Annotated in this window: 19 protein-coding genes; 1 reads left to right on the top strand and 18 read right to left on the bottom strand. The window is 66.4% G+C overall.

What is annotated here, in order from left to right:
* Positions 1–5: 5 nt before the first annotated feature.
* From rpsC to CQ393_RS05075, 11 genes are all read right to left on the bottom strand, one after another.
* A complete protein-coding gene (gene rpsC, locus CQ393_RS05125; RefSeq protein WP_153190536.1) occupies positions 6–740 on the bottom strand; it encodes a 30S ribosomal protein S3 in 735 nt (244 codons plus the stop codon).
* Between the two features lie 2 nt (positions 741–742).
* Positions 743–1,078 carry a 50S ribosomal protein L22 gene (gene rplV / locus CQ393_RS05120; protein WP_054668596.1) on the bottom strand — a complete coding sequence of 112 codons (336 nt, stop codon included), beginning with the start codon at positions 1,076–1,078 and terminating at the stop codon, positions 743–745.
* Positions 1,079–1,090: 12 nt separating this feature from the next.
* Entirely contained in the window at positions 1,091–1,360 is a 270-nt protein-coding gene (rpsS, locus tag CQ393_RS05115) for a 30S ribosomal protein S19 (protein ID WP_104938139.1), read from the bottom strand.
* A 6-nt stretch (positions 1,361–1,366) separates the two neighbouring features.
* Complete coding sequence (gene rplB / locus CQ393_RS05110; RefSeq protein WP_056931946.1) at positions 1,367–2,194, bottom strand: 50S ribosomal protein L2; 828 nt, start codon at positions 2,192–2,194, stop codon at positions 1,367–1,369.
* Positions 2,195–2,204: 10 nt separating this feature from the next.
* A complete protein-coding gene (gene rplW, locus CQ393_RS05105; RefSeq protein ID WP_054663307.1) occupies positions 2,205–2,504 on the bottom strand; it encodes a 50S ribosomal protein L23 in 300 nt (99 codons plus the stop codon).
* Positions 2,501–3,106 carry a 50S ribosomal protein L4 gene (rplD, locus tag CQ393_RS05100; RefSeq protein ID WP_054668595.1) on the bottom strand — a complete coding sequence of 202 codons (606 nt, stop codon included), beginning with the start codon at positions 3,104–3,106 and terminating at the stop codon, positions 2,501–2,503. Before rplD ends, rplW begins: the two co-directional genes overlap by 4 nt.
* A gap of 12 nt (positions 3,107–3,118) precedes the next feature.
* Entirely contained in the window at positions 3,119–3,769 is a 651-nt protein-coding gene (rplC, locus tag CQ393_RS05095) for a 50S ribosomal protein L3 (RefSeq protein ID WP_153190535.1), read from the bottom strand.
* Positions 3,770–3,780: 11 nt separating this feature from the next.
* Complete coding sequence (gene rpsJ / locus CQ393_RS05090) at positions 3,781–4,092, bottom strand: 30S ribosomal protein S10 (protein WP_005408208.1); 312 nt, start codon at positions 4,090–4,092, stop codon at positions 3,781–3,783.
* 402 nt (positions 4,093–4,494) lie between these two features.
* Positions 4,495–7,239, bottom strand: a complete 2,745-nt coding sequence (locus tag CQ393_RS05085) for a M14 metallopeptidase family protein (protein WP_153190534.1) — start codon at positions 7,237–7,239, stop codon at positions 4,495–4,497.
* A gap of 543 nt (positions 7,240–7,782) precedes the next feature.
* On the bottom strand, positions 7,783–8,586 hold the full coding sequence (gene dkgB, locus CQ393_RS05080) for a 2,5-didehydrogluconate reductase DkgB (protein WP_153190533.1): 804 nt from the start codon (positions 8,584–8,586) through the stop codon (positions 7,783–7,785).
* Positions 8,587–8,647: 61 nt separating this feature from the next.
* Positions 8,648–9,811 (bottom strand): MFS transporter, encoded by a 1,164-nt coding sequence (locus tag CQ393_RS05075; RefSeq protein ID WP_153190532.1) that lies wholly within the window; start codon positions 9,809–9,811, stop codon positions 8,648–8,650.
* Positions 9,812–9,886: 75 nt separating this feature from the next.
* Here CQ393_RS05075 and CQ393_RS05070 point away from each other — a divergent pair, with 75 nt between their 5' ends.
* Positions 9,887–10,789, top strand: a complete 903-nt coding sequence (locus CQ393_RS05070; RefSeq protein WP_153190531.1) for a LysR substrate-binding domain-containing protein — start codon at positions 9,887–9,889, stop codon at positions 10,787–10,789.
* 268 nt (positions 10,790–11,057) lie between these two features.
* On the opposite strand, the gene tuf is transcribed toward CQ393_RS05070, so the two are convergent.
* From tuf to rplL, 7 genes are all read right to left on the bottom strand, one after another.
* Entirely contained in the window at positions 11,058–12,248 is a 1,191-nt protein-coding gene (gene tuf / locus CQ393_RS05065) for an elongation factor Tu (protein WP_153190526.1), read from the bottom strand.
* A gap of 54 nt (positions 12,249–12,302) precedes the next feature.
* Positions 12,303–14,432 (bottom strand): elongation factor G, encoded by a 2,130-nt coding sequence (fusA, locus tag CQ393_RS05060; RefSeq protein ID WP_343199588.1) that lies wholly within the window; start codon positions 14,430–14,432, stop codon positions 12,303–12,305.
* A 138-nt stretch (positions 14,433–14,570) separates the two neighbouring features.
* On the bottom strand, positions 14,571–15,038 hold the full coding sequence (gene rpsG, locus CQ393_RS05055; RefSeq protein ID WP_104938134.1) for a 30S ribosomal protein S7: 468 nt from the start codon (positions 15,036–15,038) through the stop codon (positions 14,571–14,573).
* A 12-nt stretch (positions 15,039–15,050) separates the two neighbouring features.
* On the bottom strand, positions 15,051–15,425 hold the full coding sequence (gene rpsL, locus CQ393_RS05050) for a 30S ribosomal protein S12 (protein WP_004145320.1): 375 nt from the start codon (positions 15,423–15,425) through the stop codon (positions 15,051–15,053).
* Positions 15,426–15,679: 254 nt separating this feature from the next.
* Positions 15,680–19,906, bottom strand: coding sequence for a DNA-directed RNA polymerase subunit beta' (gene rpoC / locus CQ393_RS05045; RefSeq protein WP_153190530.1), 4,227 nt, complete (start codon positions 19,904–19,906; stop codon positions 15,680–15,682).
* Between the two features lie 90 nt (positions 19,907–19,996).
* Positions 19,997–24,190: a DNA-directed RNA polymerase subunit beta gene (gene rpoB, locus CQ393_RS05040; protein WP_153190529.1), complete on the bottom strand. Its 4,194-nt coding sequence runs from the start codon at positions 24,188–24,190 to the stop codon at positions 19,997–19,999.
* 308 nt (positions 24,191–24,498) lie between these two features.
* Positions 24,499–24,867, bottom strand: coding sequence for a 50S ribosomal protein L7/L12 (gene rplL, locus CQ393_RS05035; protein ID WP_054663288.1), 369 nt, complete (start codon positions 24,865–24,867; stop codon positions 24,499–24,501).
* Positions 24,868–24,910: the final 43 nt, after the last annotated feature.

The following is a 24,910-nucleotide window of genomic DNA, read 5'->3' as shown; positions in this document are numbered from 1 at the left end:
TGCCGTTACCTCGCTTCACGAGCCGGGCGCGACGGACGGTCGCCACGGTCGCCACGATCATTGCGATCGCCGCGCGGGCTGTCGTCCTGCTTTTCCTGGCCAACCTGGGAGAAATCGAAGACCTCGCCCTTGTAGATCCAGACCTTGATGCCGATGATGCCGTAGGTGGTGCTGGCCTCAGCGAAACCGTAGTCGATGTCGGCGCGGAGGGTGTGCAGCGGCACGCGGCCTTCGCGGTACCACTCCGAACGGGCGATTTCAGCGCCGTTCAAGCGGCCAGCCACGTTGACCTTGATGCCCAGGGCACCCAGGCGCATCGCGTTGCCGACCGCACGCTTCATCGCGCGGCGGAACATGATGCGACGCTCCAGCTGCTGCGCGATCGACTCGGCGACCAGCTGCGCGTCCAGCTCCGGCTTGCGCACTTCGGTGACGTTGATGTGCGCCGGGACGCCCATCACTTCGCTCACTTCCTTGCGCAGCTTCTCGATGTCCTCACCACGCTTGCCGATCACCACGCCCGGACGGGCGGTGTGGATCGTCACGCGCGCGGTCTTGGCCGGACGCTCGATCAGGATCTTGGAGATACCGGCCTGCGCCAGCTTCTTGCGAAGCATCTCGCGGACCTTCAGGTCGGCCGCCAGGTAGCTGGCGAACTCGGCCTTGTTGGCGTACCACTTGGAGTTCCAGTCCTTGGCGATGCCCAGGCGGATACCAATCGGATGTACTTTGTGACCCATCGTTATTTGCCCTCGCCCACGACCACGGTGATGTGGCTGGTGCGCTTGAGAATGCGCGTGCCGCGGCCCTTGGCGCGGGCCATGAAGCGCTTCAGGCTCGGACCTTCATCAACCATGATGGTCTTGACCTTCAGCTCATCGACGTCGGCGCCCTGGTTGTTCTCGGCGTTGGCGATAGCCGACTCCACCACCTTCTTGATGAGGGCGGCGGCCTTCTTGTCCGAGAACTTCAGCAGATTGACCGCACGCTCGGCCGGAAGACCGCGGACCTGGTCAGCGACCAGACGGGCCTTCTGCGGGGAGATGCGCGCGGTGCGCAGGATTGCTTTCGCTTCCATCGTCATCTCTCCTTACTTGCCCGACTTCTTGTCAGCACCGTGACCCTTGAAGGTCCGGGTGATGGCGAATTCGCCGAGCTTGTGGCCGACCATGTTCTCGTTGACGAGAACCGGAACGTGGTTCTTGCCGTTATGCACGGCGATGGTGATGCCTACCATTTCCGGCAGGATCATCGAACGGCGCGACCAGGTCTTGATCGGCTTCTTGCTGCCCGCAGCGGCCTCCACCTTCTTGACGAGGTGGTGATCGACGAACGGGCCCTTCTTGAGTGAACGTGCCATGGTCGATTAGCCCCTACGATCGCGGACGATGAACTGCTGGGTGCGCTTGTTATGGCGCGTCTTGTAGCCCTTGGTCGGCACACCCCACGGGGTGACCGGGTGCGGGTTGCCCTGGCCGGCCTTGGCCTCACCACCACCGTGCGGGTGGTCCACCGGGTTCATGGCGGCACCGCGGACGGTCGGGCGGACACCGCGCCAACGCTTGGCGCCGGCCTTGCCCAGCTTCTCCAGGTTGTGCTCGTCGTTGCCGACTTCGCCGATGGTGGCGCGGCACTCGACCGGCACCTTGCGCATTTCACCCGAGCGCAGGCGCAGGGTGGCGTAGATGCCTTCGCGGGCGACCAGCTGCACCGAAGCACCGGCGGCGCGGGCGATCTGGGCGCCCTTGCCCGGCTTCAGCTCGATGCCGTGGATCGTGGTACCGACCGGGATGTTGCGCAGCGGCAGGGTGTTGCCGGTCTTGATCGGCGCATGCGCGCCGGAGATGACCTGGTCACCCGCCTTCAGGCCCTTCGGGGCGATGATGTAGCGGCGCTCACCGTCGACGTAGCACAGCAGGGCGATGTGGGCGGTGCGGTTCGGATCGTATTCGATGCGTTCCACGCGCGCCGGAATGCCTTCCTTGTTGCGCTTGAAGTCGATGATGCGGTAGTGCTGCTTGTGGCCACCACCAACGTGACGGGTGGTGATGCGGCCGTGGTGGTTGCGACCACCGGACTTGCTCTGCGACTCCACCAGCGCAGCGTGCGGCGCACCCTTGTGCAGATCGGGCGTGACCACGCGCAGGGCCGAGCGGCGGCCTGCGGAGGTGGGCTTGAATTTCATCAATGGCATGGGATGTACCTCAGGCCTTGGCCGTTACATCGATGGACTGGCCATCGGCCAGGCGCACGTACGCCTTGCGCCAATCGCCGCGGCGGCCAGCGCGGTTACGGAAGGACTTGCTCTTGCCCTTGACGTTGACCACGTTGACGGCCTCGACTTTGACGTCGAACAGCTGCTCGACCGCGGCCTTCACATCGGCCTTGGTTGCTTCGTTCGAGACTTCGAAGACGTACTGGTTGGAGAGTTCCTGCAGGCGCGCGGTCTTTTCGGAGACTCGCGGAGCGCGCAGCACGCTGAAGATTTTTTCGTTGCTGCTCATGCCAGCCACTCCTCGACCTTCTTGACCGCATCGGCGGTGATGACGACCGTGTCGGCACCCACCAGAGCGACCGGATCCAGACCCTGGACGTCACGCACCTGCACGTAGGGCAGGTTGCGGGCCGACAGGTACAGATGCTCGGAAGCCTCTTCGGTGACGATCAGCGGACGCTTGCCCACTTCCAGGCCAGCCAGCTTGCCGATCAGACCCTTGGTACTGGTCGCTTCCACGTCGAAGGACTCGACGATGGTCAGGCGGCCCTGGCGGTTCAGCTCGGACAGGATGGCGCACATGGCGGCGCGGTACTGCTTGCGGTTGACCTTCTGCTCGAAGCTGCGCGGCTTGGCCGCGAAGGTGACGCCACCGCCGACGAAGATCGGAGCGGTCAGGGCACCGTGACGAGCGCCACCACCCTTCTGCTTCTTCGACTTCTTGGTGGTACCAGCCACTTCAGAGCGCGTCTTCTGTGCCTTGGTGCCGGCGCGAGCGGCGTTGCGGTAGGCAACGACGACCTGGTGGACCAGATCCTCGCTGAAATCGCGGCCGAACACGGCTTCGGAGACCGAGACCTTGTTGTTGCTACCCGTGATAACGAGTTCCATCGTCATCTCTCCTTATGCCTTGCTCGCCGGACGCACGATCACGTCGCCACCGGCAGCACCCGGAACGGCGCCGCGAACGGCGATCAGACCGCGCTCGACGTCGACCTTGACCACTTCCAGGTTCTGCGTGCTCTGCTGCACGGCACCCATGTGACCGGCCATCTTCTTGCCCGGGAAAACGCGACCCGGGGTCTGGCGCTGGCCCAACGAACCCGGCGCGCGATGCGACAGCGAGTTACCGTGGGTGGCGTCACCCATGGTGAAGTTGTAGCGCTTGATGGTGCCTTGGAAGCCCTTGCCCTTGGTGACACCCTGGACATCGACCTTCTGGCCGACGGCGAAGATGTCCGCCTTGACTTCGCCACCGACGGCGTAATCGCCGACCTGGGCGTCCTCGACGCGGAATTCCCACAGGCCACGGCCGGCTTCGACCTTGGCCTTGGCGAAGTGGCCGGCTTCCGGCTTGTTCACCAGGGCGGCGCGACGGGCGCCGACGGTCACCTGCACGGCGCTGTAGCCGTCGGTTTCGACGGTCTTGACCTGCGCGATGCGGTTCGGGGTGGCTTCGATCAGGGTCACCGGGATGGACTGGCCGTCCTCGGTGAAAACGCGGCTCATGCCGGCCTTGCGGCCCACGAAGCCCAACGAATACTTCTTCGTCATGGTCGCAGTCCTCAGGTCAGCTTGATCTGAACGTCGACGCCGGCAGCCAGTTCGAGCTTCATCAGCGCGTCCACGGTCTTGTCGTTGGGGTCGACGATGTCGAGCACGCGCTTGTGCGTGCGGGTCTCGTACTGGTCACGCGCGTCCTTGTCGACGTGCGGGGAAACCAGAACGGTGTAACGTTCGATCTTGGTCGGCAGCGGGATCGGGCCACGCACTTGCGCGCCGGTCCGCTTGGCCGTTTCAACGATCTCGCTGGCCGAGCGGTCGATCAAACGATGATCGAACGCCTTCAGCCGAATCCGGATCTTTTGGTCCGCCATGACGGTGTTCCTATAGGTCTAAAGAGCGACAGGCCCGGCCTCTTGTGTACCGGACCCCATGAATGCGCGCCGGCACCAGTCAGCCGCCACGCGAATCCTTTCAAAACAGCAGGGCGGCCCGGTTTCCCGGCCCGCCCCAGACACAAACAAACGCGCAGAAAGCGCCCCGATGCCCTGGAGCGACCCACGCGACCTGTCCTTAGTCTGGCGAATACGAAGCGCTTCCTGCCCTTCCTTTCGCTGGTTGCGAAGCACATGCAAGCATGGCCTTCGCGAGTGGTCGTGCATTCTGTCAGCATTCCCGGGGCTTTGCAAGTACCGGATACGCCCCGCCTCCTGCGCTTCAGCTGGCGGCCATGCCGGACCGGGAGGCGACACGGCCGCGCTCCCGTCCTGCCCGCCTTATTCGGCGGCCGGAGCGCCCGCCTGCAGCAGGCTGTTGAACAGCAGCTTGAACGAGCCGTGGGTCTGCGAGCGGAAGGTGATGTCCGTGCCGAAGAAGGTCAGCCGGCCGGCGCCGACGTCGGCCTCGGCGGCCAGCACCCCGCCCTGCAGGTGCTCCTGGCCCCAGGCCCAGCCGCTGCGCAGCGGCGTGGCCGAGTCGAAGCGCAGCAGCGGACGGATGTCGGCGCGGCCGGCCGGCAGGTCGAACACCGGCGCATTGTCCCAGCGGCCGTCGGAGAAGTACACGTCCAGCCGCTGCGGCAGCCCCCAGTTGAGCGGGCGCGACTTGTCCACCGCCACCTGCAGCACGCTGCCGGGGATGTAGTACTCGCGCTGGCTCAGCGCCCGGGGCTGGTCGTCCCCTCCCTTGGCCAGCAGGTGGCTGCGCAGCGGCAGGCCGAGCTGCACCGCCAGCCCGCTGGACGAACCGGTGGCGACGACATGGCCGCCGGCCTGCAGGAAGCGGCGCAGCGCGGCGACCGCGGCCTCGCCCTCCAGTTCGCCGAGCATCGGCCGGAATTCGGCCGGGATGGTGGCCGGGTCCGGCGAGGCCGGCGTACGGCCGGCCTTGCCCTCGATCGCCAGCGCCTTGGGCAGCGGCAGCGCGCCGCTGGGCAGGATCAGCACGTCGAACCGGCTGCGCAGGTCGCCATCGAGGATCTGCCGCGGGTACACCACTTCGTAGTCGAAACCGAAGCTGTCCAGGACCAGCCGGGTCCAGCCGGAAACCATCGAGCCGCCGTAGTGGTCCCACAACGCGATCCGCGGCGCCTTCACCGGCTCGCCGCCGCTGGCGCGACGGTCGGCGGCGACGGCCGCCACGCCGGTGCCGCGCAGGGCGGCGGCCAGGGTCCCGCTCGGCGCGGCCGGCACGAAGAAGGCGCCGTCGCGGTCCTGCAGGCGCCGCACCTCCACGCCGGCCTTCAGCAGGCGATTGACCGCGATCACGCTGTTGTTGGCGCGCGCATCGAGCAGGTAGCCGGTGGCCGAGGCCGGCACCGGCGCGTCGACCGGCACCTGCAGTTGTCCGGCCGGCAGCGCCTCGAACGGGCCGTCGAAGCCTTCCAGCACGCGGTCGAACGCCACGCCCATCTGGAAGGCCAGCGTCCAGCCGGCCGAGTCGTACGGCGCGATCGGCGGACCGCCCGCGTATTCGAAGTCGTGCGGGTGGTCCTGCGGCTCGAACATGTCCAGCACGTGCGGCCGGAACGCCTGGTCGGCCTTGACCACGAACGAGCCCACCGGGTACCTGCGGCCGGCCACGGCGAACGGCCGGGTGGCGCGCTCCACCTCCACGCCCGCCAGCTGCAGCGCGTTGACGAAGGCGGTCGCGGTCGGGAAGTCAGCCTGGTCGGCCGGGATGATGTAGCCGCGCGGGTCGCGCTGTTCCGGGCGCCGCAGCAGGGCGTCGACCTGCCCCGCATCCAGTTCCGCCGCCGGCTTGCCGTCCTTGCCGGCTTCGGCGCGCGCCTTGGCCAGGACGCTCGGGCTGGCCGTCCAGGTGTCGCGGCTGCCGCGCTCGATGGAGTTGCGGCCCATGCGATAGATGTTCCACAGCAGCTGCTCGCGGTTGCGCGAGGCGTAGTCCAGCAGCGCCCAGTTGGCGGTCAGGCTGTAGTCGATGGACTGGCGGAAATGCCAGGTCTGCGCCGGTACCGGCGCCGGCAGGTTGCTGTCGGGCAGCTGCCGGTCCGGCAGGAACGGGATCTGCATCGGCGTCGGGTTGCCGGTGATCTCGGTGAGCACGCCCAGCATGTTGTGGAAGTACGGCATGGTGCGCAGGCCGCCGTTCCACCAGGTCGAATACACGCTGCCGCCCTTGGACACCGCGCCGGGCTTATTCTCCTGCAGGAAACGCAGGTTCATCGTCGAGCCCAGCGACTCCAGCCCGACCGGGATCATCGCGTCGATGTTGTAGTTGTACGGGTCGCGGTACGGCGGGATCACGATGACCGTGCCCTTGGGCGAGGTCTGGTGGTGGTTGTAGACGATCTGCGGGTACCAGCGCGTGTACATCGCCAGGTTGAGGTTGCGCGTTTCCTGCAGCGCGGCCATGTAGAAGTCGCGGTTGTTGTCGTGGCCGGCGTACTTCTGGTACAGGCGCGGCGGCTTGTCGAGCACGCGTTTGGCCGGCACCGGCTCGCGCATGTACCAGTCCGAATACAGCTCCTGCCCGTCCGGGTTGGCATGGACCAGCAGCACGATGGTGTCGTCGAGGATGCGCCGGGTCTCGGCGTCGTCGCGGCTGGCCAGCTGCCACACGGTCTCGATCAGCTGGTGCGCGCCGACGGTCTCGTTGGCGTGCAGGCCGCCGTCGATCCACACCACCGCCTTGCCCTGCTCCGCCAGACGGCGCGCGACGGCCTCGTCGTCGCGCGCCCGCGCCAGACGCTCGGAGATGCCGCGGTATTCGTCCAGCCTGGCCAGGTTGGCCGGCGAGGAGGCGATCAGCATCAGCTGCGGGCGCCCCTCGGAGGTCTTGCCCAGCTCGACCAGACGGAAGCGGTCGGACTCGGCCGCGACCTTGCGGAAATACGCCTCGGTCTGGGTGTAGTTGGCGAGCATGTAGTCGTCGCCGATGGTGAAGCCGAAATGCTCCTTCGGCGATGGTGCCGCCGCCTGCGCCACCGCGGCGAACGCCGCCAGCGCCAGTGCCAGTGCCAGCGCCGCCCTGCGCCGCCCTTGTCCCGATTCTCGCAACATCCCGTCTTCTCCTCGCGTTTGTCCTGCCGTCGGCCAGGCCATCGCACGCACCTTAGGCGCATCCGCCCTGCCGCTTCGCGTAGCGAAGGTCATGGCGGCGGCGTGGCCGGTGCGCGCGCACCTGCGCGGCCCATGGATACAAGAGCGGAGCGGGAAACGTTTTCCGCCATCCGCAATGCGGAAAATCGTCCAGCCGCCTGCCGCGCGATGCGGAGTCGGGAAGCGCGACCCGTCGAGGGGGGCTAGGGCCCCAAAGTGGCGACGGCTGTACCGGGAGTCATGCGCCGCCAGCCGGCCTGGCGGCAGTCCCCCATCCCTTGTGGTCATTCGAACGACCGAGAAGGGACGCGAACCCGCGCCACCGCGCATGGAGTCGCCGCGGACCGCGCCGCGCGGCCGGCGGCGGGGGCATGACGAGCCACGCACCTGTCGGACAGGGAAATCGACCCAGATGCCCGCTGCATTGGGGCGCATGGCGCGCCGCCGGCTTGCCGGTACGCGCCCATTCCCCTGCCCTACCAAGCCGCTCGCCGCCGGAAACGATCAGTCCCAGGCCGGCGCCAGGCCTTCCGGGCTGACTTCGCGGCCGTTGCGCTCGAGCGCGGCGATGCGCGCCATGTCCCCGGCATCGAGCCTCAGCCCGCGGGCGAGCAGGTTGCTGGCCAGATTCTCGCGCCGGGTCGACGACGGAATCACCGCATGGCCCAGCTGCATCGCCCAGGCCAGGGCGACCTGCGCCACCGTGGCGCCGTGCTTGGCGGCGATGTCGGCCAGCACGGGATCCTTGAGCACCTTGCCGTAGGCCAGGGTCATGTAGGAGGTGACGGCGATGCCCTGTTCCTTCAGGAACGCGGCGAGCCTGCTGTTCTGCAGATAGGGGCTGAGCTCGATCTGGCTGGTGGCGATCTCACCCGCGCCGACCGCGGCGATGGCCTGCCGGGTCAGTTCGATGTTGAAGTTGGACACGCCGATGCGGCGGGCCAGGCCCAGCCTTTTGGCTTCGGCCAGCGCGGCCATGTATTCGGCCGGTTCGACACCGTTGCCGGGCGCCGGCCAGTGGATCAGGGCCAGGTCGACATGGTCGGTGCGCAGCTTGGCCAGGCTTTCGCGCAGGCTCGGGACCAGCTTGTCGGCGGCGTAGTTGTCGACCCAGATCTTGGTGGTGAGGAACAGGTCCGCACGCGGAACGCCGCTTTCGGCGATGGCCTGGCCGATGTCGGCCTCGTTGCCGTAGATCTGCGCGGTGTCGATGGCGCGGTAACCCAGTTCCAGCGCCGTCTTCACCGAATCGATGACGACCCGGCCGGCAAGCCGGTAAGTACCCAGGCCGAAGGAAGGAATGCTCATGGAATGACTCCTGGAGGAAAGGAAGAAAGGTTGCCTGCCCGCGGGTTGGGCGGCCGGCCGCTCAGGCGCCCTGCGCCACGCGGCGGCGGCCAGCACCGCCCAGCCAGACCAGGCCCAGGCCGCCGGCGGCCAGCGCGGCGCCCGCCAGCGGCACGGCGGCATAGCCCAGCCCCTGGTCGATGACCGCGCCGCCGAGGGCGGCGCCGACCGCGTTGCCGAGGTTGAACGCGCCGACATTGACCGACGAGGCCAGGCCCGGCGCCTGCGTGGCGGCCTGCATCACCCGCATCTGTACCGGCGGCACGATGCCGAAGGCGGCCGCGCCCCAGACCACCAGGCCGATGGCCGCGCCGGCATGGGTGGTCATCGCCAGCGGCAGCACCGCCATGACCACCGCGAGCGCGCCGAGGATCAGCATGGTCGCGCCGTCCAGCGACCAGTCGGCCAGGCGACCGCCGATGCTGTTGCCCAGGGTGAAGCCGATTCCGATCAGCACCAGCGCGAAGGCCACGAACCCCGGGCTGGCCCGGGTGATCCCGGCCAGCACCGGCGCCACGTAGGTATACAGCGCGAACATCGCGCCGGCGCCGAGCACCGTGGTACCCATCGCCAGCAGCACTTCGGGGCGGGCCAGCACCTTCAGCTCGCGGCGCACGTCCGGACGCGCGCCCGGCTCGCCCCTGGGCAGCGCCAGCCACAGCGCGGCGATGGTGACCAGGCCGAGCACGGCGGTGCCGCCGAAGGCCAGGCGCCAGCCCACCTGCTGACCGATCCAGGTCGCCGCCGGCACGCCGCCGATGTTGGCGATGGTCAGGCCCATGAACATGGCCGCGATGGCGCTGGCCTGCCTGTCCCGGGGCACCACGCTGGCCGCGACCACGGCGCCGATGCCGAAGAAGGCGCCATGGTTGAGGCTGGTGACCAAGCGCGACAGCAGCAGGGTCGTATAGCCCGGCGCGAACGCGGACAGCAGGTTGCCGACGGTGAACAGGACCATCAGCCACATCAGCGCCGCGCGCTTGCCGAAGCGGCTGAACAGCAGCGTCATCACCGGCGCGCCGGCCATGACGCCGATCGCGTAGGCGGAGACCAGCATGCCGGCAGTGGGGATGCCGACCTGCACGCCGTCGGCGATCACGGGCAACAGCCCCATGGGAGTGAATTCGGTGGTGCCGATGGCGAAGGCACCGATGGCGAGGGCGGACAGGGCGCGGGAGGATTTCATGGCGCGCAGTGTGCCCGGCTAATATTTGCCGATTAAGCCCTGTATCCACCAAATTCATTTGATCCAGAATCAACAATGAAGACCACTCTCGATGAACTGCAGGCGTTCGTGGCCGTGGTGGATGCCGGCTCGATCACCGCCGCCTCGGAACTGCTGGGACTGACGATCTCGGCCACCAGCCGCACGCTCGGGCGGCTGGAGGAAAAACTCCAGACGACGCTGCTGCGGCGTACCACGCGGCGGCTGGAACTGACGGAGGAAGGCACCGCCTTCCTGCAGCGCGCCCGCGCCATCCTCGCCTCCGTGGACGAAGCGGAGGAACAGATGGCGGCCCGGCGCATGCGTCCGACGGGACGACTGCGGGTCGATGCGGCCACGCCCTTCATGCTGCACGTGCTGGTGCCGCTGGTCGCCGGCTTCCGCGAGCGCTACCCCGAAGTCGAGCTGGAGCTGAATTCGAACGAAGGCATCATCGACCTGCTCGAGAAGCGCACCGACGTGGCGTTCCGCATCGGCGCGCTGAAGGACTCCACCCTGCACGCGCGCCCGGTGGGCGCCAGCCGCGTGCGGGTGCTGGCCAATCCGTCCTATCTCGAACGCCACGGCATGCCCGCCATGCCCGACGCACTGGCCGGGCATGCGCTGCTGGGTTTCACCCAGCCCGGGTCGCTCAACGAATGGCCGCTGCACGACGCGGCCGGCAATGTCCTGCGCATCCAGCCGACGGTCGCCGCTTCCAGCGGCGAGACGCTGCGCCACCTGGCCCTGGCCGGCCAGGGCATCGCCTGCCTCTCCGACTTCATGACCCGCCGGGACCGCCACGAGGGCCGACTGGTGCCCCTGTTCCCCGCGCAGACCCTGGACGTGCGCCAGCCGGTCAACGCGGTCTATTACCGCAACACCGCGCTGGCGGCGCGCATCACCTGCTTCGTCGACCATGTGGTCCAGACCCTGGGCGCGCAGCCGTTCGACGGCTGACGCCTCCACTCTGCCTCGACCTCGCGCCGGGGCGTGGTTGCGATCACGGAGGACGGCAACTGGGGCCTCGCCGGAAGCGGGTGCCGGCACCCTCGGCGCCGATGTTCCGGGGCGCCGCCCCGGAAGGCGGCAACGAAAACCGCCGGGGGCGGTTTTTTATATTGCCCGCCGATGCTCCGAAGGGTGTCCGCCGCGGATGACGGCAATAAAAAAGGGCGGCCCGGAGGCCGCCCTTCTTCCACGCTCCCCGCGGACGGGGATGACGCGCTTACTTGGTGATCTTGGCGACCACGCCGGCGCCGACGGTACGGCCGCCTTCGCGGATCGCGAAGCGCAGGCCTTCGTCCATCGCCACCGGGTTGATCAGCGTGACCGACATCTTCACGTTGTCGCCCGGCATCACCATCTCGACGCCCTCCGGCAGCTGCACGGCGCCGGTGATGTCGGTGGTACGGAAGTAGAACTGCGGACGGTAGCCCTTGAAGAACGGGGTGTGACGGCCACCTTCGTCCTTGGACAGCACGTACACCTCGGCTTCGAACTCGGTGTGCGGGGTGATCGAACCCGGCTTGGCCAGCACCTGGCCGCGCTCCACGTCGTCACGCTTGGTGCCGCGCAGCAGCAGGCCCGCGTTGTCGCCCGCCTGGCCCTGGTCCAGCAGCTTGCGGAACATTTCCACGCCGGTCACGGTGGTCTTCTGGGTCGGGCGAATACCGACGATTTCGATTTCCTCACCCACCTTGATCACGCCGCGCTCGATACGGCCGGTCACCACGGTGCCGCGGCCCGAGATCGAGAACACGTCTTCCACCGGCATCAGGAACGGCTTGTCGACGTCACGCTCCGGGGTCGGGATCCAGCTGTCCAGCGCGTCGACCAGCTTCAGGATCGCCGGCACGCCGATGTCGCTCTGGTCGCCTTCCAGCGCCAGACGGGCCGAACCGTGCACGATCGGGGTGTCGTCGCCCGGGAAGTCGTACTTGCTCAGCAGCTCGCGCACTTCCATTTCCACCAGCTCGAGCAGCTCGGCGTCGTCCACCATGTCGGCCTTGTTCAGGAACACGACGATATACGGCACGCCGACCTGACGCGACAGCAGGATGTGCTCGCGGGTCTGCGGCATCGGGCCGTCAGCGGCCGAGCACACCAGGATCGCGCCGTCCATCTGCGCCGCACCGGTGATCATGTTCTTGACGTAGTCGGCGTGGCCCGGGCAGTCAACGTGGGCGTAGTGACGGGTCGCGGATTCGTACTCGACGTGCGCGGTCGAGATCGTGATGCCGCGCGCCTTCTCTTCCGGCGCGGCGTCGATCGAGGAGTAGTCCTTGAACTCGCCACCGAAACGCTCGGCACCGATCTTGGTCAGCGCGGCGGTCAGCGTGGTCTTGCCATGGTCGACGTGGCCGATGGTGCCGACGTTGACGTGCGGCTTGGTACGTTCGAACTTACCCTTGGACATTTTGCGATTCCTTGATTAGCTGAAAGTTTGAGGGAGAACCTGAGCCCCGGAGGCTCAGGCCTTCTTGATGACGGTTTCGGCGATGTTGTTCGGCGCCGGCTCGTAGTGGTCGAATTCCATCGAGAACGTGGCGCGACCCTGTGTCATCGAACGCAGCTGCGTGGCGTAACCGAACATTTCGCCCAGCGGAATCATCGCATTGATGACCACGCCCGAAACGCTGGTGTCCGAACCCTGCAGCACGCCGCGACGACGGCTCACGTCGCCCATCACGTCGCCCTGGTAGTCCTCCGGGGTCACGATCTCGACCTTCATGATCGGCTCCAGCAGCACCGGCTTGGCCTTGGAGAAGCCCTGCTTGAACGCCATCGACGCGGCCAGCTTGAACGCCATTTCCGAGGAGTCGACGTCGTGGTACGAACCGAACACCAGCTTGACCTTCACGTCCACCACCGGGAAGCCGGCCAGCGGGCCGCTGGTGATGGTCTCGCGCAGGCCCTTCTCGACCGACGGGATGAATTCCTTCGGAATCACGCCACCGGTGATCTCGTTCAGGAACAGGAAGTCGTCCTTGATGTCGGCGCCGTGCTTCTCGCGGTCGGCGGCGGTGATCGGGGACATCTCGATCACGACGTGACCGTACTGGCCCTTACCACCGGACTGCTTGGCGTGCTTGTAGTCCGACTTCACGTCCACGGCCTGGATGGTCTCGCGGTACGCGACCTGCGGCTTGCCGACGTTGGCTTCGACGTTGAACTCGCGCTTGAGGCGGTCGACGATGATGTCCAGGTGCAGCTCGCCCATGCCCGAGATGATCGTCTGGCCCGACTCCTCGTCGGTCTTGACGCGGAACGACGGGTCTTCCTGCGCCAGACGGCCCAGGGCCATGCCCATCTTTTCCTGGTCGGACTTGGTCTTCGGCTCGACCGCCATCGAGATCACCGGCTCCGGGAACGCCATGCGCTCCAGGACGATCGGGGCGTCGATGGCGCACAGGGTGTCACCGGTGGTGACGTCCTTCAGACCCACCGCCGCGGCGATGTCGCCGGCCAGCACTTCCTTGATTTCTTCGCGGTTGTTGGAGTGCATCTGCAGCACGCGGCCGATGCGCTCCTTCTTGTTGCGCACCGAGTTCAGCACCTGGTCGCCAGCGTTCAACACGCCCGAATAGACGCGGAAGAAGGTCAGCGAGCCCACGAACGGGTCGGTCATGATCTTGAACGCCAGCGCCGAGAACGGGGCCTTGTCGCTGGATTCGCGCGACATTTCCTTGGTCTCGTCGTCGATGTCGGTGCCCTTGACCGCCGGCACGTCGACCGGCGACGGCAGCAGCTTGATGACGCCGTCGAGCATGGCCTGCACGCCCTTGTTCTTGAACGCCGAGCCGCAGAACATCGGGACGATCTCGGTGGCCAGCGTACGGATACGCAGGGCGTTGTAGATCTCGTCCTCGGTCAGCTCCTCGCCGCCCAGGTACTTCTCCATCAGCTCTTCGCTGGCTTCGGCGGCGGACTCGACCATGAACGCGCGCGCTTCTTCGGCCTGCGCCTGCAGCTCGGCCGGGATGTCGCGGTATTCGAAGCTCATGCCCTGGGACTTCTCGTCCCACGCGATGGCCTTCATCTTCACCAGATCGACCACGCCCTGGAAGTTGTCCTCGGCACCGACCGGGATCTGCATCGGCACCGGCACGGCGCCCAGACGCGCCTTCAGCTGGTCGCGGACCTTGAAGAAGTTGGCGCCGGTGCGGTCCATCTTGTTGACGAACGCGATGCGCGGCACGTGGTACTTGTTGGCTTGGCGCCACACGGTCTCGGACTGCGGCTGCACGCCGCCGACGGCGCACAGCACGAACACCGCACCGTCGAGCACGCGCAGCGAGCGCTCCACTTCGATGGTGAAGTCGACGTGCCCGGGGGTGTCGATGATGTTGAAGCGGTGCTCCGGCATCGACTTGTCCATGCCCTTCCAGAACGCGGTGGTGGCAGCGGACTGGATCGTGATGCCACGCTCCTGCTCCTGCTCCATCCAGTCCATGGTGGCGGCGCCATCGTGCACCTCACCCAGCTTGTGGCTCTTGCCGGTGTAGAACAGGATGCGCTCGGACGTGGTGGTCTTGCCGGCATCGATGTGGGCCATGATGCCGAAGTTGCGGTAACGCTCGATGGGAGTGGAACGGGCCACGGGGAGCCTCTCAGATTTTTCGGATTTCGGAATGGCCGAATGCCGCCTTTCGGCGGCCTTCGGGTTGACGCGGCGATTCTGTCACCGCGAGGTGACACGCAGTGGTGTCACCGGCCTGTGTTCACAAGGCCTTCAAACTCACCAGCGGTAGTGCGCGAACGCCTTGTTCGCTTCCGCCATGCGGTGGGTTTCTTCACGCTTCTTGATGGCGCCGCCACGGTTTTCCGAGGCGTCCAGCAACTCGGCGGCCAGCTTGCGCGGCATCGAGTTCTCGCCACGCTTGCGCGCCGATTCGATCAGCCAGCGCATCGCCAGGGCCATCTTGCGCGAGGCGCGCACTTCGACCGGCACCTGGTAGGTGGCGCCGCCGACGCGGCGGGACTTCACTTCGACGGCCGGGGCCACGTTGTCCAGCGCCTTCTGCACCAGCTCGATGGCATTGGGATTCTTTTCGCCGATCACGTCCATGGCGCCGTACACGATCTTTTCGGCGACGGACTTCTTGCCGCTCTGCATGACCATGTTGATGAAGCGGGCGATGGTTTCGCTTCCGTGCTTCGGATCGGGCAGGACGGAACGCTGCGGAGTATTACCCTTACGCGACATAGTGCTCTCCCCTTAGGCCTTCGGACGCTTGGCGCCGTACTTGGAACGGGCCTGGCGACGCTTGGCGACGCCGGCGGCGTCGAGCGAGCCACGAACGGTGTGGTAACGCACACCCGGCAGGTCCTTGACGCGACCGCCGCGGATCAGGACCACGGAGTGCTCCTGCAGGTTGTGGCCTTCACCACCGATGTAGGAAATCACTTCTTCCTGGTTGGTCAGGCGGACCTTGGCAACCTTGCGGAGCGCCGAGTTCGGCTTCTTCGGAGTGGTGGTGTAGACACGGGTGCAGACGCCACGGCGCTGCGGGCACTTGTCGAGCGCCGGCGAGGCACTCTTGTAGGTGGTCGCTTGCCGCGGCTTGCGGACCAGCTGGTTGATCGTCGCCATCAGTAGGTTCTTCTGATTGGGGCCGTGAAAAACGGCCAAGGATGCGGAAAATGTAAAGCAGGCCCGAAATTCAGGCCTGCCGAGACAGACGATTGTAGCAACCCGTCCAGAACGCAGTCAAACGCGTCCTTTCCAGGCCAGCCCTGATCCCGGGCCGTTACAGGGGGGCCTCCATGTACCCCGTTCAGGTCGGGCGACCGGTCCGCGGACGGACCGGCATCCCTTCAAAGCGCCCGGCCGGAGCCGGACCTACCTCACTCCTCGCCGCCCGCAGCCTGTTCAGCTTCGGTCGACGCAACCTCCGACTCGACCACCGCGGCCGTGCCGGCCAGGGTCTCGATCTCCGACTCGGTCAGGCCGGAGGCGCCGCGACGGCGCTTGGTGTGGTACGCAAGGCCGGTACCCGCCGGAATCAGGCGGCCGACGATCACGTTTTCCTTCAGGCCGCGCAGGTTGTCCGCGGTGCCGCGCACGGCAGCCTCGGTCAGCACGCGGGTGGTCTCCTGGAACGACGCGGCCGAGATGAACGACTCGGTCGCCAGCGAGGCCTTGGTGATGCCCAGCAGCACCGGCTCGAAGCGGGCCGGCAGCTCGTTGCGGGACGCCAGCCTGGCGTTCTCCTCGATCACGCGCTGGCGCTCGGCCTGCTCGCCATTGAGGAACTTGCTGCTGCCCTGGTCGATGATCTCGACCTTGCGCAGCATCTGGCGCGAGATCACCTCGATGTGCTTGTCGTTGATCTTCACGCCCTGCAGGCGGTACACGTCCTGGATTTCCTTGACCAGGTAGCGCGCCAGCTCCTCCACGCCCTTCAGGCGCAGGATGTCCTGCGGGCTCGGCTCGCCGTCCACGATGGTTTCGCCGCGGCTGACGTGCTCGCCTTCGAACACGATGATCTGGCGGTACTTCGGAATCAGCTCCTCGTGCTCGGAACCATCGGTGTCCTTGATGATCAGGCGCTGCTTGCCCTTGGTGTCCTTGCCGAAGCTGATGATGCCCGAACGCTCGGCCAGGATCGCCGGATCCTTCGGCTTGCGCGCCTCGAACAGGTCGGCCACGCGCGGCAGACCGCCGGTGATGTCGCGGGTCTTGGACGCTTCCTGCGGGATCTTGGCGACCACGTCGCCCACGCCCACCGGGGCGCCGTCCTGCAGGTTGACGATCGAACGCGGCGGCAGCAGGTACTGTGCCGGCAGGTCGGTGCCGGGGATGGTCAGGTCGTTGCCCTTGCCGTCGACGATGCGGACCAGCGGACGCAGGTCCTTGGCCTGCGAACCGCGACGCTTCGGATCGGTGATCTCGCGCGAGGCCAGGCCGGTCAGCTCGTCGGTCTTCTCGATGACGGTGACGCCGTCGATGAAGTCGATGAAGCGGATGAAGCCGGCCACTTCCGACACGATCGGGTGGTTGTGCGGATCCCAGTTGGCCACGGTCTGGCCGGCCTTGATCTCGGCGCCGTCCTTGACGGTGATGGTGGCGCCGTACGGCAGCTTGTAGCGCTCGCGCTCGCGGCCGTGGGCGTCGAGCACCGACACTTCGCCCGAACGCGACACCGCCACCAGCGAACCGTTGGCGTGCTCGACCGACTTGAGGTTGTTGAACTTGACCGAACCGGTGGTCTTGACGGTGATGTTGTCCACCGCCGCCGCACGCGACGCCGCGCCACCGATGTGGAACGTACGCATGGTCAGCTGGGTACCCGGCTCGCCGATCGACTGCGCGGCGATGACGCCGACCGCTTCGCCGATGTTGACGATGTGGCCACGTGCCAGGTCGCGGCCGTAGCAGCGGCCGCAGACGCCGAAGGCCGATTCGCAGGTGATCGTCGAACGCACCTTGATCGACTGCACGCCGGCTTCTTCCAGCTTGTTCACCCACTGCTCGTCGAGCAGCGTGTTGCGGGTGACGATCGGATCCTCGTCGTTGCCCGGCAGGAACACGTCCTCGGCCACGACGCGGCCCAGCACGCGGTCCTTCAGCGGCTCGACCACGTCGCCGCCTTCCACGATCGGGGTCATGGTCAGGCCTTCGGCGGTGCCGCAGTCGACCTCGGTGATCACCACGTCCTGCGCCACGTCGACCAGGCGACGGGTCAGGTAACCGGAGTTCGCGGTCTTCAGCGCGGTATCGGCCAGGCCCTTGCGGGCGCCGTGGGTGGAGTTGAAGTACTCCTGCACGTTCAGGCCTTCGCGGAAGTTCGCCTTGATGGGCGTCTCGATGATCGAGCCGTCCGGGCGCGCCATCAGGCCGCGCATGCCGGCCAGCTGGCGGATCTGCGCCTGCGAACCACGCGCGCCGGAGTCGGCCATGATGTACAGCGAGTTCATCGACTTCTGGTCGACGGTCTTGCCTTCGGCGTCCTCGACCTTCTCGGTACCGATGGTTTCCATCATCGCCTTGGCGATGCGCTCGTTGGTGCGCGACCAGATGTCGACCACCTTGTTGTAGCGCTCGCCGGCGGTGACCAGGCCCGACTGGTACTGCTCCTGGATTTCCAGCACTTCCTGCTCGGCTTCGCCCAGGATGCCCTTCTTCTCGTCCGGGATCAGCATGTCGTCGATGCCGATCGACACGCCGGCGCGGGTCGCGTAGGCGTAGCCGGTGTACATCAGCTTGTCGGCGAACACCACGGTGTCCTTCAGGCCGAGCAGACGGTAGCTCTGGTTGATCAGGCGCGAGATGTTCTTCTTGGTCATCTCGGTGTTGCACAGCTCGAACGGCAGGCCCTCGGGCATGATCTCGCTCAGCAGCGCACGGCCGACGGTCGTGTCCTGGATCGAGGTCTTGCGGACCTTGTTGCCCTGCTCGTCGCGCTCGACCTGGGTGATGCGCACCTTGACCTTGGCGTGCAGCTCGACCACGCGGTTGTCGTAGGCGCGCTTCACCTCGTTGGTGTTGGCGAACACCATGCCCTCGCCCTTCTTGTTGATCAGGGCGCGGCTGAGGTAGTACAGGCCCAGCACCACGTCCTGCGACGGCACGATGATCGGCTCGCCGTTGGCCGGGGACAGGATGTTGTTGGTGGACATCATCAGCGCACGCGCTTCCAGCTGGGCTTCCAGCGAGAGCGGCACGTGCACGGCCATCTGGTCACCGTCGAAGTCGGCGTTGAACGCGGTGCAGACCAGCGGGTGCAGCTGGATGGCCTTGCCTTCGATCAGCAGCGGCTCGAACGCCTGGATGCCGAGGCGGTGCAGGGTCGGCGCGCGGTTCAGCAGCACCGGATGCTCGCGGATGACTTCTTCCAGGATGTCCCAGACTTCGCCTTCCTCGCGCTCGACCAGCTTCTTGGCGGCCTTGATGGTGGTGGCCAGGCCGCGGCGCTGCAGCTTGGCGAACACGAACGGCTTGAACAGCTCAAGCGCCATCTTCTTCGGCAGGCCGCACTGGTGCAGCTTCAGGTACGGACCGACGGTGATCACCGAACGGCCGGAGTAGTCCACGCGCTTGCCGAGCAGGTTCTGGCGGAAGCGGCCCTGCTTGCCCTTGATCATGTCGGCCAGCGACTTGAGCGGGCGCTTGTTGGTGCCGGTGATGGCGCGGCCGCGACGGCCGTTGTCCAGCAGCGCGTCGACCGATTCCTGCAGCATGCGCTTTTCGTTGCGCACGATGATGTCCGGAGCGTTGAGTTCCAGCAGGCGGCGCAGGCGGTTGTTGCGGTTGATGACGCGGCGGTACAGGTCGTTCAGGTCGGAGGTCGCGAAGCGGCCGCCGTCCAGCGGCACCAGCGGACGCAGGTCCGGCGGCAGCACCGGCAGCACGGTCATGACCATCCACTCCGGACGGTTGCCCGACTCCAGGAAGGCCTCGACCAGCTTGATGCGCTTGGTCAGGCGCTTGAGCTTGGTTTCCGAACCGGTGGAGGCGATCTCCTCCTTCAGCTTCACCATCTCGGCCTGCAGGTCGATGGTGCGCAGCAGTTCGTACACGGCCTCGGCACCCATGGCGGCGTCGAAGTCGTCGCCATGCTCCTGGCGCGCCTGCAGGTACTGTTCTTCGGTCAGCAGCTGGCGGCGCTCCAGGGCGGTCAGGCCCGGCTCGGTCACCACGTAGGCTTCGAAGTACAGCACGCGCTCGATGTCGCGCAGGGTCATGTCCAGCATCAGGCCGATGCGCGAGGGCAGCGACTTGAGGAACCAGATGTGGGCGACCGGCGAGGCCAGGTCGATGTGGCCCATGCGCTCGCGGCGCACCTTGGCCAGGGTCACTTCGGTGCCGCACTTCTCGCACACGACGCCGCGGTGCTTCATGCGCTTGTACTTGCCGCACAGGCACTCGTAGTCCTTCACCGGGCCGAAGATGGCGGCGCAGAACAGGCCGTCGCGTTCCGGCTTGAAGGTGCGGTAATTGATGGTTTCCGGCTTCTTCACCTCGCCGAAGGACCAGGAGCGGATCAGGTCCGGCGAAGCCAGGCCGATCTTGATCGCGTCGAAGTCCAGCGTCTGGCGCTGCTGGTTGAAGAGATTGAGCAGGTCTTTCATGGTGTTCTCCGAAAGGAGGAATGCTGTGTCGATGGGCTGTCAGGGCGCTGCCGGCGGCGCCGCCGCAGTGATGCAGCGGCGCCTGCGCGATCAGTTGTCTTCCAGTTCCATGTTGATGGCCAGGGAGCGGATTTCCTTCACCAGCACGTTGAAGGATTCCGGCATGCCCGCGACCATCTCGTGCTCGCCGTCGACGATGTTCTTGTACATCTGGTTGCGGCCCTGCACGTCGTCGGACTTCACCGTCAGCATTTCCTGCAGGGTGTAGGCCGCGCCGTAGGCTTCCAGCGCCCAGACTTCCATCTCACCGAAGCGCTGGCCGCCGAACTGCGCCTTGCCGCCCAGCGGCTGCTGGGTGACGAGCGAGTACGGACCGGTCGAACGGGCGTGCATCTTGTCGTCGACCAGGTGGTTCAGCTTCAGGTAGTGCATGTAGCCGACGGTGGTCTTGCGGTCGAACGCCTCGCCGGTGCGGCCGTCGTACAGCTGCATCTGCGTCTTGCTGGCGTTGAAGCCCAGCTGCTCGGTGTCGCTGTCGCCGTCCGGGTAGGCCAGGTTCAGCATCTCGCGGATCTCGTCCTCGTGCGCGCCGTCGAACACCGGGGTGGCCATCGGCACGCCGTCGGTCAGGTTCTTGGCCAGCGCGATCAGTTCCTCGTCGCTGAACTGCGACAGGTCCACGCGCTCGCCGGACAGCTTGCTGTCGTGGTTGTAGATCTTGCCCAGGAACTCGCGCAGCTCGCTGACCGCGCGCTGCTGCTCCAGCATCTTCTGGATGCGCCGGCCCAGGCCCTTGGCGGCCCAGCCCAGGTGCACCTCGAGGATCTGGCCGATGTTCATGCGCGACGGCACGCCCAGCGGGTTGAGGCAGATGTCCACCGAAGTGCCGTCGGCCATGTACGGCATGTCCTCGACCGGCACCACGTTGGAGACCACGCCCTTGTTGCCGTGGCGACCGGCCATCTTGTCGCCCGGCTGGATGCGGCGCTTCACGGCCAGGAACACCTTGACCATCTTCAGCACGCCCGGGGCCAGGTCGTCGCCCTGGGTGATCTTGCCGCGCTTGTCGGCGAAGCGACGCTCGAATTCCTTCTCGTGCGCCTGGATCTGCTTCTGCGCGCGCTCGATCGCTTCGGAGGCGTCCTCGTCCTTCATGCGCAGGGTGAACCAGTCGGCCTTCTTCAGGCCGTCCAGGAAGGCGTCGGTGATGGTGTCGCCCTTCTTCAGGCCGGCACCGCCGTTGGCCACCTTGCCGACGATCTGCGAGCGCAGGCGCGCGTAGATCGCCGCTTCCAGGATGCGGAACTGGTCGTCGAAGTCCTTCTTGACGCGCTTGATCTCGTTCTCTTCGATCTGGCGCGCGCGCTTGTCCTTCTCGATGCCGTCGCGGGTGAAGACCTGCACGTCGATGACGGTGCCGTCCATGCCCGGCGGCACGCGCAGCGAGCTGTCCTTAACGTCGGAGGCCTTCTCGCCGAAGATCGCGCGCAGCAGCTTCTCTTCCGGGGTCAGCTGGCTTTCGCCCTTCGGGGTGACCTTGCCGACCATGATGTCGCCGGCGCGGACTTCGGCACCGATGTACACCACGCCGCTCTCGTCCAGGCGGTTCAGCGCCTGCTCGGAGACGTTCGGGATGTCGGCGGAGATTTCCTCCGGCCCCAGCTTGGTGTCGCGCGCGACGCAGGTCAGCTCTTCGATGTGGATCGTGGTATAGCGATCCTCTTCCACCACGCGCTCGGAGAGCAGGATGGAGTCTTCGAAGTTGTAGCCGTTCCACGGCATGAACGCGATCAGCATGTTCTGGCCCAGGGCCAGTTCGCCGATGTCGGTCGACGGGCCGTCGGCCAGCACGTCGCCACGCGCGATCACGTCGCCCACGTTCACCAGCGGACGCTGGTTGATGCAGGTGTTCTGGTTCGAACGGGTGTACTTGATCAGGTTGTAGATGTCCACGCCGGCGTCGGCGGCATCGGTGATCTCGCTCTCGTTGACCTTGACCACGATGCGGCCGGCGTCGATCTGCACGATCTCGCCGCCGCGACGGGCGTTCACGGTCACGCCCGAGTCGCGCGCCACGGCGCGTTCGATGCCGGTACCCACCAGCGGCTTCTGCGCACGCAGGGTCGGCACCGCCTGGCGCTGCATGTTCGCGCCCATCAGCGCGCGGTTGGCGTCGTCGTGCTCCAGGAACGGCACCAGCGCCGCGGCGACCGACACGGTCTGCATCGGCGAGACGTCCATGAAGTGCACTTCCGCCGGCGGCTTGAGCAGCGACTCGCCCTGGTAGCGGCACGGCACGAACAGCTCGGTGAGCATGTTCTTGGCATCGGTCAGCGCGTTGGCCTGGGCGATGACGTACTCGTTTTCCTCGATCGCCGACAGGTACTCGATGTCGTCGGTGACCTTGCCGTCCACGACCTTGCGGTACGGCGTCTCGAGGAAGCCGTACTGGTTGGTGCGGGCGTACACGGCCAGCGAGTTGATCAGGCCGATGTTCGGGCCTTCCGGGGTTTCGATGGTGCAGACGCGGCCGTAGTGGGTCGGGTGCACGTCGCGCACTTCGAAGCCGGCGCGCTCGCGGGTCAGGCCGCCCGGACCCAGCGCCGAGACGCGGCGCTTGTGCGTCACTTCCGACAGCGGGTTGTTCTGGTCCATGAACTGCGACAGCTGCGAGGAACCGAAGAATTCCTTGATCGCGGCGGCGACCGGCTTGGCGTTGATCAGCTCCTGCGGGGTCAGGCCTTCGGACTCGGCCATCGACAGGCGCTCCTTGACCGCGCGCTCGACGCGGACCAGGCCCACGCGGAACACGTTCTCGGCCATTTCGCCGACCGAACGCACGCGACGGTTGCCCAGGTGGTCGATGTCGTCGACCACGCCGCGGCCGTTGCGGATCTCGGTCAGGACCTTGATCACGTCCAGGATGTCCGAGCTGTCGCCGTGGGCGGCGACCAGGCGCTTGGATTCCTCGTCGTTGCGCTCGCCGAAGTACTTGCGGTCGTAGAGCACGGCTTCGCCGGTGACTTCCTTGCGGCCGACACGGCGGTTGAACTTCATGCGGCCGACCGTGGACAGGTCGTAGCGCTCGAAGGTGAAGAACAGGTTGTGGAACAGGTTCTGCGCGGCGTCCTTGGTCGGCGGCTCGCCCGGGCGCATCATGCGGTAGATCTCGACCAGGGCCTCGAGCTGGGTCTTGGTCGGGTCGATGCGCAGGGTGTTGGACAGGTACGGGCCGCGGTCCAGGTCGTTCACCCACAGGGTGCCGATGGCGTCCACGCCGGCCTTGCGGAAGTTCTGCAGCTGTTCGTCGGTGATCTCGTCGTTGGCCTGGGCCAGCAGCTCGCCGGTGTTGGCGTCGACCACGTCGTGCGACAGGATGCGGCCGACCAGGTAGTCGTCCGGCACGGCCAGCGCGGCGATGCCCGAGGCCTGCAGCTGCTTGACGTGGCGCGCGGTGATGCGCTTGCCGGCTTCCACGATGACCTTGTCGCCGTCGGCCAGGTCGAAGCCCAGCGTTTCGCCGCGCAGGCGCTCGGCCACCAGCTCCAGCTGCACGCCCTCGCCTTCCGGCAGGATGTGGAAGGTGTTGATGTCGAAGAACTCGTTGAGCATTTCTTCGTTGTTGTAGCCGAGCGCGCGCAGCAGGATCGACACCGGCAGCTTGCGGCGGCGGTCGATACGGGTGAACAGCGCGTCCTTCGGGTCGAACTCGAAGTCCAGCCAGGAGCCGCGGTAGGGAATGATGCGGGCGCTGTACAGCAGCTTGCCCGAGCTGTGGGTCTTGCCGCGGTCGTGGTCGAAGAACACGCCCGGCGAACGGTGCAGCTGCGAGACGATGACGCGCTCGGTACCGTTGACGATGAAGGTGCCGTTGTCGGTCATCAGCGGGATCTCGCCGAGGTAGACCTCCTGCTCCTTCACGTACTTGATCGCCTTGGTGGACGATTCCTTGTCGTAGATGACCAGGCGCACGGTCACGCGCAGCGGCGCGCCGTAGCTCATGCCGCGCTGGCGGCACTCGCGCTCGTCGAACACCGGCTCGCCCAGCTTGTAGCCCACGTACTCCAGGGCGGCGTTGCCGCTGTAGCTGGAGATCGGGAACACCGACTTCAGCGCGGCGTGCAGGCCGTGGTCGGAGCGCTTGGCCGGATCAGTGTTTTCCTGCAGGAACTCGCGGTACGAGTCGACCTGGATGGCGAGCAGGAACGGCACCTCGAGGATCGAGCGCTGCTTGCCGAAATCCTTGCGGATGCGCTTTTTTTCGGTGTACGAATAGGACGTCATGGGATCTTCCACCTTGTTGTGCGGGCCGTGCGTCCACGACCCGGAAGGGAACTTTTAAATTGTCAGTTGGAAGTCGCTGGTATTGCCGGCACCAGCACGCCTTCTCCCGCTACTTCCAACTGCCAACTCGTCTGCCTGCCGCCCTGCCCGCCGCGCGATGCGCCGGCTGGCCAGGGTTGGAACGCAGCCCGTGCTGGGCTTCTCACCGCGCCGGGCATGCCCGGCTCTACAACGACCAAAGGCCGGGGGCTTTAGGCCCCCAGCCTTGGCTGCATCGCCGTGAATCGATGGCGACGCAAGGGAACTGCTTACTTCAGCTCGACGGTGGCGCCGGCGGCTTCCAGTTCCTTCTTGAACTTCTCGGCGTCTTCCTTCGAAGCGCCTTCCTTCACGACGCCACCGGCCTCGGCCAGATCCTTCGCTTCCTTCAGGCCCAGGCCGGTGATGGCGCGCACGGCCTTGATCACTTCGACCTTCTTGGCGCCGGCATCCTTCAGGATGACGTTGAACTCGGTCTGCTCTTCGACGGCAGCGGCCGGGCCGGCAGCGGCGACGGCCATGACCGGGGCAGCGGCGGAAACGCCGAACTTGTCTTCGATGGCCTTGACCAGCTCCATCACTTCCATCAGGGACTTCTCGGCGATGGCGTCGACGATCTGTTCGTTGGTAAGGGACATTTTGATTACCTTTGGAAAATATTCTGGGTTGAGGTTCTATTCA

This window comes from Stenotrophomonas sp. MYb238 (assembly GCF_009496535.1).
Lineage (GTDB): Bacteria > Pseudomonadota > Gammaproteobacteria > Xanthomonadales > Xanthomonadaceae > Stenotrophomonas.
Note: the sequence above shows the minus strand (reverse complement) of the source record. Positions and strands in the feature narration are given on the sequence as shown.